Consider the following 12,846-nt stretch of genomic DNA (forward strand, 5'->3'; position numbering starts at 1 on the left):
GCTAGAGTATGGCTGACCGTCGTGTCATGGAGCGCTAGGGGTGAGGTGTGGAAGCCGGGGGAGTCCTCGACGACCGCTACCGGGTCGAGGAAGCACTCGACCAGGGTGGCATGGGCAGTATCTGGACGGCGACAGACCTGGAGAGCGGGCAGCTGGTCGTGGTCAAGGTTCTGCGTCTCGACGCGTATACACAGGGCCGGTTCAGTCCGGCCGAGCGCGCGCGACGTCGGGTCGAGCTGCTGAAACGGTTCGAACGCGAGGGTGCGATCCTTGAGGAACTGAAGCACCCGGGGATTCCGCGCCTGCTGCACCGTGGTTACCTGAGCGAGGAGCCCTACCTCGTCATAGAATACGTCGACGGGGTCAGCCTGCGCGAATTCCTGGACCTGCGCCGCCCGTTCCCCTTCGACGCCGCGATCTCCATCGCCGTCCAGGTTGCCGAAGCCCTGGGACACGCCCACGCGAACGGCGTGGTGCACCGGGACCTGAAACCGGGCAACGTGGTCACCGCCTTCAGGGACGGAGCAGTGAAGCTGCTTGACTTCGGTATCGCCTATCTCACCGACCCCGACGCGACCCGTTACACCGCACTCGGTGCCACACCGGGCAGCGCCGGGTACATGTCGCCCGAGCAGCTGCGGGGCCAACAGGACATCTCCGCCTCCGTGGACTTTTATGCGTTCGGCTGTGTTCTGTTCGAACTCCTCACGGGTGAGAAGCCGTTCGAGGACAAGCCGGACCGGAACAAGGACACCCAGCATCTTGAAGACCTGCCTCCGCGCCTGCGGACCATCAACATCGGCATCCCCGAGGAACTCGACGACCTGACCTGGGACCTGCTCGCCAAGACTCCGGCCGACCGTCCCGAGGCCATCGAGGTAGTGCTGGACGTCCTGCGCGCCTTCCTGCCGAGGTCCGGCGATCCGGCCCCGGACCCGGAGCTGAAGCCGGATCCGACCGCCCGCTACCGCTTGCGGGAGAATCCGGTGGCCCGCAACGCGGACGCGCCGCCTACCAGCCGTGCCGCGTCACGCCGCCCGGTCCGTCGCCGTGGGGGATGGCTAGGACGTAACCAGTTCGTAGGACGGATCGCTCAGGCGCGGGCGGAGCTGCTCACCGACGGCCCGGACGACCGCTGCGAGGAACTCCTAGACCTGCTGACCAAGGCCGTGTCGGACTGGGGCGCCCGCGAGCCGATCGTCCTGGAGGCGCGGTTGGTGTGTGCCGACGCCGCCCGACTGGACGGCCGTATGCGTGAGGCGAAGAGCCAGTACGAGCAAGTGGTCGAGGACGGAGACCCGTCGGATCCCCTCGTGCTGGAAGCCTGTCTCGGAGTCGCCGAGTGCCGGATGCCCGAGGGGGACTTCGCAGGGGCGTTCAGCGGCTGGCGCGCGGTGGTGCACAGACTCGTTGCCGTCACGCCGACATCGGGCCAGTTGGCGAGCCGCTGCCGCGAGGTCGCCCTTGAGCTGGCCGAATCGGGCTACGAGGCAGAGGTGAGCGGCCTCCTGGCGCGGCTGTCCGCACCGTAAGCGGTCACGCCCGAGGAAGTCGCCCCGCTACCAGCAGGTCGCCCAGCGACCGGCTCAGCTCGGCGCCCACCTTCTTCATGTCCTGCAACTCGCGCTCGAAGACGGTGATCTTACGGTAGATCTCCCCGTACCGTCGCTGGTTCTCCAAGGAGAGCCTCGGGACCTGCAGACGCCGTAGGTCGATGCGCGACGTGGTGGATGCATGGGTACCGGCTCGCTGCACGTTCGCCGGGGCGCGTAGACAGCCGGCCAGGAACCAGGGATCGAGGACCGCGGGACTGACCCTGAGTGCCGAGAGCTGGGGCCCGAGGACGGACGGGGCGTCGATGTCGACCCGTACGTCGAAGGCACGGGCCAGCACGGAGACGATCACGTCCTGCGAGGCTGTGACAGTGAGCGAACCGTCCTGTTCGCCCTTCGATACGTCCGAAGCGGAGAGCCACAGCTGCTCCTGCCCGGACAGCGGAGCGCCGGTGAGGACGCGAGCTTCGTCCTCCTGGCGCTCCCCACGGCGCACCAGAGCCTCCGGCAGCCCTTGTCCGGCGCGGATCTCCAGTGCTCCGGCTCGCTCCAGCTCATCGACGCCGATGAACGGCACCGTCTCGTCGTGGTCTACGGGTACAAGTTCGGACAAGCTGCCAGCGGTGTCCCGCAGTTCGCTCAGATGCCCGTCGAACCGCGCCCAGAAGCGCCGGAGATCGACGATGGTCGCGGCCCGCGTCCTCGGAATGTGGCGCGCCGGCGTGAGGTCGACCTGCTCGTCCAAGAGGTCGACCACGGGGACCGAGGCGCTTCCCCGCGCGCTCATGCCGCTGAGGGCATCCACAACCTGCGCTGTGACCGCGGACCAGTTGACGCCGACCTTGTCGGCGGCTGCCGGGGGGATGGCGTGTGTGGTGTCCACGAGCGTGAGCTCGGCGCGTTCCGCCCCGCCCTGCCCGGCGCTCTCCGTGCGCAGTATCCACAGATGCAGTCCGACACCGTAGGGCGGGGCGGCACCAGGTGGCAGGGCGATCACCGCCCGGAGCACGCCGGCCCGCAGGAGACCGGCGCGGATGCGACGGCCTGCACGACGCGCCGCGACTGCAGGCGGTAGGACCAGCACGGCCACGCCTCCCGGGGCCAGAGCCGCAACGGAGTGTTGGACCCAGGCAAGTTCGGATTCTGTCCGTGGAGGTTGTCCGTATACCCATCGCGGATCTGTGGCGAGTTCCGCGTGACCCCAGTCGCGTTCGTTCGAGGGCGGACTGCACAGCACCACGTCAACTGCTGTTTCAGGGTGAGCATCAGCTCGAAGTGTGTCTCCACCTGCCAGTGAGATGTTCGACAACCCACTCTCAGTGAAACCGTCGACTGTGAGTCGAGCCTTCGCCAGCTCCACCAGAACCCGGTCGCTGTCCTGCCCCAGAATGCGGAGCGTCGGCTTGCCCGCGTCGCCCCATTGCCGCCCGGCCGCGCTGAGCAGAGTTCCCGTGCCGCATGCCGGATCAAGGACGGTGCGCACTGGTTCCTGGCGGCTGAGGGAAGCGACGTTGACCATGAGATTGGCCAGCCGCCCCGGAGTCGTGGTGATCTGCCGCACGTGAGTCCGCAGCCAACGGTCCAAGAGCGAGTGGAAGGTCTTACGGGCATCGTCTCCGGCGGCCAGCTGCAGCGTGCGTTCCAGGAGGCGGGCCTGGCGTTGGTCGAGTTCGGATCCGGCCGACGACCCGGCTGCCTTCTCTGTCCCGCTCAGTCGCAGGCCCACCTGGGCCACGAGCATGCCTGTAGCGTCCCGGTCGCCCACCGCCTCGTACTCGGGCCAGAGGCGGTCCAGAGGGTTGACCGCCGTCTTGAGCTTGCTCTCCCGCCTGAGCCATTCCTCGACCTCGGACAGTGAGAACTGCGGACTCGTATCGGTTCCACCCACGGGTGACGGAAAGGTTTCATGCCGTCGCCGCCAGTTGCTCACGGCGGCGCGTCCGACTCCGGCGATGCGGGCGATCTCAGCCAGAGTGACGAAAACCGGGGGTGCCCCTGTGCTCTTGGACATGATCCTCTCCGGAAAGCGCGGCGACCCGCACCGGACTTGTGCACGAGCGGGCTCGGGCCAATATTGCTTGACTGAGTTTACATATGGAACCGCAGGGTCCGAAGTGGGGGGCGCTGCTACTTGCCATACGCAGACAAATCTCGCACTCAGTGAAACAGCTTGCGGCACTTAGGCGCGAACGCCACCTGGCAGGACCGTATCTGCACACACGCTCCGGAGCCCTTGCCTATTCGGGTCCGGTCACGCATGAAGTGCCCCCGCGCTCAGCAGCGAGTACAGCGCCCTGAGCGGGTGGACTCCCGGTGCACAAGGGCAGTCCGAGTGGGCCGCCCGTGTCCGCTGTCGGCCAGACAGGGATGGCACGCTTGCCGGTGCGCTCACCGGAGGGTCGGTCATGACCATCGCCCACATCACCTCCGGTGTCGTGGAGATCATCTGCAACCTCTGTGGACAGAACACCTAGGCGCGGCAGCCTCCCGTAGCCGCCGCGTGAGGGGGGCCATGGGGCGAGCACCAGGTCAAGGCCGCCGAAGCGCCGCCGCCGTGACCACCAGTCCCTCCGCGATCAGCCAGCGGCCGTGGAAGGTGGAGAGGCGGACGCCGTTGACGATCGGGTTTCTGCCCAGCATGCGTGCTTTGAAGGTGCCCGAGTGCGGGTGGATGGCTACCACGGAGTCGTCGAAGTCCAGGACGACCTCGGTGAGGGGGTACCACGCCTTGTAGATGCTCTCCTTCACGGCGAACAGGAGTCGGTCCCAGCGGATGTCCGGGCGGCATGCGGACAGCGCGGCGAGTTGTTTGCGTTCCTCCGGGATCGTGACCCGTTCCAGCACCGTGCTGTGCCGCAGGGGTGCGTGGGGTTCGGCGTCTATTCCCAGGGCCGCCACGTCGGCCGCGCGTGCCACTGCGGCCGCTCGGTAGCCGGCGCAGTGGGTCAGGCTGCCTACGACCCCGGACGGCCAGAGGGGGGCGCCGTGCGGGTCGCGCAGGATGGCCACCGGGGGTATGCCCAGCCTCTCCAGGGCTTGCCGTGCGCAGGCACGGCACGTGCCGAACTCCCTTCGCCGGCCGGCCGCGGCGCCGGTGATCAGCTTCTCCTCGGCCGGGAAGAGGGGAGCAGGGAGAGGTGGGTCGGTGAATGTTTCGGCGGTGATGATCGGGGTGGGCAGTAGGGAACCGACCAGGGTTGTTGCCACGGACGTACCGGCGATGACCGGCACGTCAGTCCTTGATTTCGCAGATGACGGCGCCGGAGGTGACGGAGGCGCCGATGTCGGCGGACAGGCCCTTGATGGTGCCGGCGCGGTGGGCGTTGAGGGGTTGTTCCATTTTCATGGCTTCGAGGACGACGACGAGGTCGCCTTCCTGGACCTGTTGGCCTTCTTCGACGGCGATTTTGACGATGGTGCCCTGCATGGGGGAGGCGAGGGTGTCGCCGGAGGCGGCCGGGCCGGACTTCTTGGCCGCCCGGCGTTTGGGCTTGGCGCCGGCGGCCAGGCCGGTGCGGGCCAGTGACATGCCCAGCGAGGACGGCAGGGAGACTTCCAGGCGTTTGCCGCCGACCTCGACGACGACGGTCTCGCGGCCCGGTTCGTCGTCGAGGTCTGCCTCGGCGGGGGCGGCGAAGGGGGTGATGTCGTTGACGAACTCGGTCTCGATCCAGCGGGTGTGGACCTGGAAGGGGTTGCTCGTGAACGCCGGGTCGGTGACGACGGCGCGGTGGAAGGGGATGGCGGTGGCCATGCCCTCCACCGTGAACTCCGCCAGCGCGCGGGCGGCGCGCTGCAACGCCTGCTCCCGCGTGGCGCCGGTGACGATCAGCTTGGCCAGCAGCGAGTCCCAGGCCGGGCCGATCACGCTGCCGGACTCGACACCCGCGTCCAGGCGCACGCCCGGACCGGCGGGCGGCGCGAACGTGGTGACGGTGCCGGGAGCGGGTAGGAAGTTGCGGCCCGGGTCCTCGCCGTTGATGCGGAATTCGAAGGAATGGCCGCGGATGGCGGGGTCGTCGTAGCCGAGGACTTCGCCGTCGGCGATGCGGAACATCTCGCGGACCAGGTCGATGCCGGTGACTTCCTCGGTGACGGGGTGTTCGACCTGCAGGCGGGTGTTGACTTCGAGGAAGGAGATGGTGCCGTCCGCGCCGACGAGGAATTCCACGGTGCCCGCGCCGACGTAGCCGGCCTCTTTGAGGATGGCTTTGGAGGCGTTGTAGAGCTGGGCGTTCTGCTCGTCGGACAGGAAGGGTGCGGGGGCTTCCTCGACGAGCTTCTGATGGCGGCGTTGCAGGGAGCAGTCGCGGGTGGAGACGACGACCACGTTGCCGTGGGTGTCGGCCAGGCACTGGGTCTCCACGTGGCGGGGTTTGTCGAGGTAGCGCTCGACGAAGCATTCGCCGCGGCCGAAGGCGGCGACGGCCTCGCGGACGGCGGAGTCGTACAGCTCGGGGACTTCTTCCAGGGTGCGGGCGACTTTCAGGCCGCGTCCGCCGCCGCCGAAGGCGGCCTTGATGGCGATGGGCAGACCGTGCTGCTCGGCGAACGCGACGACTTCCTCCGCGCCGCTCACCGGGTCGGGGGTGCCCGCGACGAGGGGGGCGCCGGCGCGTTGGGCGATGTGGCGGGCGGCGACTTTGTCACCCAGGTCGCGGATCGCCTGCGGCGGCGGGCCGATCCAGATCAGGCCGGCGTCGAGGACGGCCTGGGCGAATTCGGCGTTCTCCGAGAGGAAGCCGTAGCCGGGGTGGATGGCGTCGGCGCCGGAGTCGGCGGCTGCCTGGAGGACTTTGGTGATGTCCAGGTAGCTGGTGGCGGGGGTGTCACCGCCCAGCGCGAATGCCTCGTCCGCGGCCCGCACATGCAGGGCGTCCCGGTCCGGGTCGGCGTACACGGCCACGCTCGCGATCCCGGCGTCTCGGCACGCCCGGGCGACACGGACAGCGATTTCGCCACGGTTGGCGATCAACACCTTGCGCACGGACTCTCCTCGTTTCTAGTCGTTCCAGGGGGGCCAATGGTTCGGCGCGTCAGTGGGTCCAGCGGGGCGGTAGGCCGGTGGTTCTCGCGTTGCGGAGGGGCCTTCCGGGTTACCGGGTTGCTGGGTCACCCGGAAGTCCGCCAGGCCGGGAAGGTCCCGGCCGACCACGCACCGGCTGAGCGGTCCTGAGCCGGGGTGAGGGACCAAGGCGCGCCCGGCGTCGGCGGCTCGGTCTCCGCGTCTGCCGGGGAAGCGGCCCGGCAAGCGGCCAGGGTGAGCAACACCGCGGTCAGGGCCGCCACTTCCGCCGGGGTCGCCGTTCCCCGGGTGATCCGGATGTACGGCTCGGTGTCGCTCACTGGGGCTGGTTCCCGTGCTTGCGGCTGGGCAGCGCCACCTGCTTGGCCCGCAGCATCGTGAGGGCCCCGATCAGCCGGGAGCGGGTCTCGGCCGGGTCGATCACATCGTCGACCAGGCCACGCTCGGCGGCGTAGTAGGGGTGCATCAGGGAGGTCTTGTACTCCTTGACCAGGCGGGCCCGCGCCTCGTCGGGGTTGTCGGCCGCGGCGATCTCCCGCCGGAACACCACGTTGGCGGCGCCCTCCGCGCCCATCACCGCGATCTCGTTGCTGGGCCAGGCCAGCGACACATCGGTGCCGATGGAACGCGAGTCCATGACGATGTAGGCACCGCCGTACGCCTTGCGCAGGATCAACTGGATACGGGGCACGGTGGCGTTGCAGTACGCGTACAGCAGCTTCGCCCCGTGCCGGATGATGCCGCCGTGCTCCTGGTCCACACCGGGCAGGAAGCCGGGCACGTCCACCAGGGTCACGAGCGGGATGTTGAACGCGTCGCAGGTCTGCACGAAGCGCGCCGCCTTTTCCGAGGCGTGGATGTCCAGGACGCCGGCCGTGACCGCGGGCTGGTTGGCCACGATGCCCACGACCTGGCCGTCGAGCCGGGCCAGCGCGCAGATGATGTTGGCGCCCCACATCTCGTGCACCTCGAAGTACTCGCCGTTGTCGACGACTTCCTCGATGACACGGCGCATGTCGTACGAGCGGTTGGCGTCGCCCGGCACCAGGTCCAGGAGCGCTTCGGTGCGGCGGTCCGCGGGGTCGTCCGACGCCGCGGCGGGCGGCAGTTCGCGGTTGTTCGCGGGCAGGAAGGAGAGGAGGAAGCGTACGTCCTCCAGGCAGCTCTCCTCGTCGTCGTAGGCGAAGGCGGCCACGCCCGAGGTGCCGGCGTGCGCGTCCGCGCCGCCCAGCGCGTCCTGGGTGATGACCTCGCCGGTGACCGCCTGCACGACGTCGGGCCCGGTGATGAACATCTGGGAGATGCCGCGCACCATGAACACGAAGTCGGTCAGTGCGGGGGAGTAGGCCGCGCCGCCCGCGCACGGGCCCATGATCACGCTGATCTGCGGGATCACACCGGAGTTGCGGACGTTGCGCTGGAAGATGCCGCCGTAGCCGGCGAGCGCGGTGACGCCCTCCTGGATGCGGGCGCCGGCGCCGTCGCACAGGCCCACCACCGGGGCGCCCGCGGCCTCCGCCAGGTCCATCAGCTTGTGGATCTTCTCGGCGTGCGCCTCGCCGAGCGCGCCGCCGAAGATGCGGAAGTCATGGGCGTAGGCGAAGACCGTACGGCCGTGCACGAGGCCCCAGCCGATCACCACGCCGTCGGTGTGCGGACGCCGGTTCTCCAGGCCGAAACCGGTCGCCCGGTGCCGGCGCAGCGCCTCGACCTCGGTGAAGGTGCCTTCGTCGAAGAGCAGCTCGATGCGCTCACGAGCGGTCAGCTTTCCCTTCGCGTGCTGTGCCTCGGTGGCCGCCTGGCTGGGCCCCTGCACCACGGTCTCGCGCAGCTGGGCGAGTTCCGCGGTGTAGCCGCGCAGATGTGACGGTGAACCGGTCGGACGCTCCTCGACGATGCTCATGGGCTGCCCCTTCCTCGGAGTTGGCAGTGGTAAGGCGTTCAACGGTGCCCTCCGCCGTTCAAGGCCGGATCAAAGCTGCCTCGAAGTGCCCTCCCACGCGGACTCCGAGCCGACTCCGAGCCGACTCCGAGCCGACTCCGAGCGGACTCGATGCGGACTCCACGCGGACTCCGAGCCGCATCCAAGGGGACTCCAAGCGGGCCCCCTGCCTCCCCGTGCAGACCCCAAAAACGAGTCCAAAAACGGACCCCAAGCGACCTTTGCACCGGCCTTTACGAGCCGTCACCACGATGGGGTTCATCACCGACAAACACGAGGAGATCACCATGAGCTCGACTTGGAAGAACAGACTGGTGTGCGGCGCCGCGGCGCTCGTACTCGCCCTTGCCGCCGCACCCGCGACCCAGGCGGCGGCCGCCGCCCGCCAGAACCAGGAGACGCAGCCCGTCTTCCAGGACACCTTCGTGAACGGGTTCGACACATCGGACTACGGCAGGTGGCAACTGTTCGAGAACGCGGGGGTCAAGGCCGCGGACGGTATCGCCACCACCTCGTCGCAGGGCCTGAAGGTGGTGCCGACCGGCACCGATCCGAATACGGGCGAGCCCGCCTTCGCCTACACCACGGGCCAGCAGGCGGCCGGCGGCGGTGGCGACAAGGACCACATGAAGTGGCTGGCCTACCCCCGGCACAACGGCACCACCGGTTACCCCGGCTACGACACCCCGGCGACCGGGCAGTGGTCCTGCGAGGCCAACGTGTCGGTCCAGACACGGAACATGGAGAAGCACCCCTTCGGCAGCGCGGTCAGCGACCCGCAGGGTGACATCAGGCTCGGCTCGGCCGGCATGGTCGCGGCGGACCTGCAGACCGGCATGGTGCTGGACTTCCACATCACCAACAACACCGTCTACGCCTTCTACGAGCGGCTGCGCTTCCCCGGTACCAGCTACGCCGCCTTCACCTACGCCGTGCCCGTCGCCAAGATCACCAAGGGTGCCTGGGTCACCACGAAGGTCGTCGTCGACAACGGCGGCACCCGGGCCCAGTGGAAGCTGAACGGCACCACCGTGCTGACGGTGAACAAGATCGGAACCATGGAGCTGGACCGCAAGTACCTCCAGATCGACCACGGCGGCACCCAGGAAGCCGTCCGTCCCAAGCAACTCACCTGCGGTCTCGGCTCGTTCAGCATGCTCGACGGGGCCGGCACGGAGGGACGCGGCCTGGTGCGCCTCGACTCGACCGACGGCTTCTACTACAACCCGCGCCAGGGCGCCCCGGCCGCCCAGACCTTCGTGGACGAGACCAGCAAGGCCGGCAGCCGGCTCTGGGGCCAGGGCGTCGACCTGCGCGCCAACAGCCTGAAAATCAAGGTCGGTTGACCGCCCCGATGCCTCTAAGGAGGCATGCCCCCTGCACATTGGACAGGCTGGGCACGGCCGGACCGTCCGCCTAAGTTCGAAGGGCAGTGCCGTACAGGACCGCACCCGCCCGATCGCAGCCGTACAGGACCGCACCCGCCCGATCGCATCGGTGTCACCGAAAAAGCCCGCGAAGGGGCTGGACCCCCACCGGACACGGCACGCCGTACGGCCCCGCACTCTCTGCCGGGCCGCGCCGTGCGAGGCCGGCCACAAGGTACCGAAGGATCTCCACTGATGAACTCGAACAGCTCTGCCGACCTGGTCATGTTCCCGGGGCAGGGGTCTCAACGGGCCGGTATGGCCGGTCACTTGCTGGAGCGGCACCCCGCCGCCCGGCAGGTGTTCACCGCCGCGGACGCCGCACTCGGGATCCCCCTCTCCGCGCTCTGCACCACCGGCACGGCCGAGGAACTCGCCGCCACCGACATCACCCAGCCCGCGATCCTCGCGACGAGCCTCGCCACCTGGCAGGTCCTCCGTGAGGCGGGCTGCGCGCCCGACGCCGTGGCCGGGCACAGCCTGGGTGAGTACGCGGCACTCGTGGCCGCCGGGGTCCTGAAGCCCGAGTCGGCGCTGCGCCTCGTTCAGGTACGCGGCCGGCTGATGGCGGAGGTGGCCCGGCAGCGGCCCGGCGCGATGGCCGCCGTGCTCGGACTGGCCGCCGAGCAGGTGATCCAGATCTGTGACCAGGCCGGGCAGACGGGCCTGGTCGAGGTGGCCAACTTCAACGAACCGCTGCAGACCGTGCTCTCCGGGGAGGCGGAAGCCGTCGAGGCCGCGGGCCGTGCCGCGCTGGCCGCGGGAGCGGAGAAGGTGGTGGCGCTGAAGGTGGGTGCCCCCTTCCACTGCTCGCTCATGAACGCCATCGAAGGCGAGTTCGCCGCCGAACTGGACGCCCACACCTTCGCGGACCCGGTGCTCCCCGTCATCAGCTCGGTGACCGGTGACTACCTGCGCGACGGCGAGCACGCACGGGAACTGCTGCGCCGTCAGCTCAGCGGCCCGGTCCGCTGGGTGGACGTGGTGCGCAGGGCCCAGCAGCTCCCCGTCGAGACCTACACCGAAGTGGGGCCCGGCCGGGTGCTGAGCGGCCTGGTCCGCCGCACCGACCCGGACGCACGGGTACGCAGCTCCGGCGACGAGCGGCGCCTCGGCTCGCTGGTCGACGTGTTTGCGCCCGCCGCGCCCGTACCCGCCTGAACAACCCCTGAACCAGCCTGATCCGTTTTATCCGTACGAACTGTCCGTACGACATTCTCCGATCAAGAAAAGGTGAGTACCCCCATGGCGAACAACGCGAACGAACTCAGCGGCATCGTGCAGGAGGCCATCGCCGAGGCGCTCGGCCTCGACACCGAGGAGGTCGTGCCCGATGCCACGCTCCTGGGCGACCTGGACGCCGAGTCCATCGATCTGCTGGACATCCTGTTCCGGATCGAGCGCACCTCCGGTGTGAAGATCAAGATGGCCGACCTGACGGAGATCATCCAGGGCGGCATACCCGACGAGGAGTTCGCCACCGAGGACGACGTCATCACCGCCACCGGACTCGCCCAGCTCAAGCAGGTTCTGCCGCAGATCGACACCGACGCGCTCGCCGGGAAGCTCGTCGCCGACGAGGTGCTGACCCTCTTCACCGTGCAGAACCTGACGGACCTGGTCGCCGAACGTGCCTCCGTCGCCGCTGCCGCGGCGTGAGGCAGCGGTGGGGCGGCCGGCCGACGGCCGCCCCCGCCTGCCACGGATCCGTGTCGGCACGGATGTGATCGCGATCGCCCGGATCGAGGAGCTGACGCTCGCCGACCCCGGGTTCCGGGAGCAGGTGTTCACCGCGAGGGAGTGGGCCTACTGCCGGCGCAGACGTCACCCCGGCGTCCATCTGGCCGCACGCTTCGCCGCCAAGGAAGCCGTACTCAAGGCACTCGGTACCGGCATGGGGCCCCGCATGGAGTGGACCGACATCGAGGTCGTCAACGACGTCGCGGGCCGCCCCAGGGCCCGTCTGTACGGCGAGGTCGCCGCGACGGCGACCCGGCTGGGGATGCAGCAACTCGACATTTCGATGACACACAGCGCGGGTCTCGCCATGGCCCAGGCACTGCTGGTGTGCACGCCCGAAGGAGAGAACGAGTCATGACGCTCGAAGGCCGGGTCGCCCTGGTCACCGGTGGCTCCCGAGGCATCGGGCGGGCCATCGCGCTCCGCCTCGCGGCCGACGGCGCCGCGGTCGCCGTCAACTACCGCTCCCGCAAGGACGAGGCCGAGCGCGTCGTCGAGGAGATCACCACCCGGGGCGGCCGGGCCGTCGCCCTGGCGGCCGACGTGTCGGACGCCGAGGAGGCCGCGGAGCTGGTGCGCCGCACCATCGACGGCACGGACGGCCTCGGAGGCCTGCACATCCTGGTGAACAACGCCGGGGTGGCCCAGGACGGACTCCTCTACGACCAGCCCGCCGAGGACTGGTGGGAGGTGATCAAGGTCAATCTCGGCGGGGTCTACCACTGCACCCGCGCCGTGACCGAGCACTTCATGTCACAGCGCGAGGGGAACGTCATCAACATCTCCTCGGTCATGGGGGAGGGCGGGTGGATCGGACAGTCCAACTACTCGGCCTCCAAGGGCGGGGTGAATGCCTTCACCCGCGCGGCCGCCATTGAACTGGCCCGCTTCGACGTCCGGGTCAACGCGGTCCTCGCCGGCTTCACGGCCACCGACCTGATCGGCGGCCTGCTGGAGAAGGACGGCGGCAAGACCATCAAACGCCAGCTGCCCTTCCGGGAGTTCGCGACGGCCGAGCAGGTGGCCGGCGCCGTGTCCTTCCTGGCCGGTGAGGACTCCTCGTACATCACCGGTGAGCTGCTGCGGGTCGACGGCGGCTGGGCCGGTCAACTCGGCCTCGGCCGGCCGAAGTAGCCCAACCAGCCCAAGCAGCCAAAG

At 69.2% G+C, this 12,846-nt stretch carries 11 protein-coding genes; 6 read left to right on the plus strand and 5 right to left on the minus strand.

Annotation, left to right across the window (positions count from 1 at the left end; translation table 11 throughout):
- The first annotated feature begins 47 nt into the window (after window positions 1-47).
- Entirely contained in the window at window positions 48-1,532 is a 1,485-nt protein-coding gene (locus FE633_RS04715) for a serine/threonine protein kinase (protein ID WP_138043786.1), read from the plus strand.
- A gap of 4 nt (window positions 1,533-1,536) precedes the next feature.
- On the opposite strand, the gene FE633_RS04720 is transcribed toward FE633_RS04715, so the two are convergent.
- From FE633_RS04720 to FE633_RS04740, 5 genes are all read right to left on the minus strand, one after another.
- On the minus strand, window positions 1,537-3,564 hold the full coding sequence (locus tag FE633_RS04720; RefSeq protein ID WP_138043787.1) for an N-6 DNA methylase: 2,028 nt from the start codon (window positions 3,562-3,564) through the stop codon (window positions 1,537-1,539).
- Between the two features lie 518 nt (window positions 3,565-4,082).
- On the minus strand, window positions 4,083-4,784 hold the full coding sequence (locus tag FE633_RS04725) for a 4'-phosphopantetheinyl transferase family protein (protein ID WP_246113409.1): 702 nt from the start codon (window positions 4,782-4,784) through the stop codon (window positions 4,083-4,085).
- A gap of 1 nt (window position 4,785) precedes the next feature.
- Window positions 4,786-6,540, minus strand: a complete 1,755-nt coding sequence (locus tag FE633_RS04730) for an acetyl/propionyl/methylcrotonyl-CoA carboxylase subunit alpha (RefSeq protein ID WP_138043788.1) — start codon at window positions 6,538-6,540, stop codon at window positions 4,786-4,788.
- A 125-nt stretch (window positions 6,541-6,665) separates the two neighbouring features.
- Window positions 6,666-6,899, minus strand: coding sequence for an acyl-CoA carboxylase subunit epsilon (locus tag FE633_RS04735; protein ID WP_138043789.1), 234 nt, complete (start codon window positions 6,897-6,899; stop codon window positions 6,666-6,668).
- The gene (locus FE633_RS04740) at window positions 6,896-8,482 is read right to left on the minus strand and encodes an acyl-CoA carboxylase subunit beta (RefSeq protein WP_138043790.1); all 1,587 of its coding nucleotides are present in this window, start codon (window positions 8,480-8,482) and stop codon (window positions 6,896-6,898) included. The genes FE633_RS04735 and FE633_RS04740 overlap by 4 nt, the downstream gene beginning before the upstream one ends.
- 326 nt (window positions 8,483-8,808) lie before the next feature.
- On the opposite strand from FE633_RS04740, the gene FE633_RS04745 reads away from it, so the two are divergent.
- From FE633_RS04745 to FE633_RS04765, 5 genes are all read left to right on the plus strand, one after another.
- Window positions 8,809-9,867, plus strand: coding sequence for a DUF6081 family protein (locus FE633_RS04745; protein ID WP_246113410.1), 1,059 nt, complete (start codon window positions 8,809-8,811; stop codon window positions 9,865-9,867).
- Window positions 9,868-10,143: 276 nt separating this feature from the next.
- On the plus strand, window positions 10,144-11,109 hold the full coding sequence (fabD, locus tag FE633_RS04750) for an ACP S-malonyltransferase (RefSeq protein WP_138043791.1): 966 nt from the start codon (window positions 10,144-10,146) through the stop codon (window positions 11,107-11,109).
- An 84-nt stretch (window positions 11,110-11,193) separates the two neighbouring features.
- Window positions 11,194-11,607 carry an acyl carrier protein gene (locus FE633_RS04755; RefSeq protein WP_138043792.1) on the plus strand — a complete coding sequence of 138 codons (414 nt, stop codon included), beginning with the start codon at window positions 11,194-11,196 and terminating at the stop codon, window positions 11,605-11,607.
- Window positions 11,579-12,046, plus strand: coding sequence for a holo-ACP synthase (gene acpS, locus FE633_RS04760; RefSeq protein WP_138043793.1), 468 nt, complete (start codon window positions 11,579-11,581; stop codon window positions 12,044-12,046). The genes FE633_RS04755 and acpS overlap by 29 nt, the downstream gene beginning before the upstream one ends.
- The gene (locus tag FE633_RS04765; protein ID WP_138043794.1) at window positions 12,043-12,822 is read left to right on the plus strand and encodes an SDR family NAD(P)-dependent oxidoreductase; all 780 of its coding nucleotides are present in this window, start codon (window positions 12,043-12,045) and stop codon (window positions 12,820-12,822) included. The genes acpS and FE633_RS04765 overlap by 4 nt, the downstream gene beginning before the upstream one ends.
- The last annotated feature ends 24 nt before the right edge of the window (window positions 12,823-12,846 follow it).

The sequence above is a fragment of the Streptomyces montanus genome (genome assembly GCF_005786655.1).
Taxonomy (GTDB): domain Bacteria; phylum Actinomycetota; class Actinomycetes; order Streptomycetales; family Streptomycetaceae; genus Streptomyces; species Streptomyces sporangiiformans.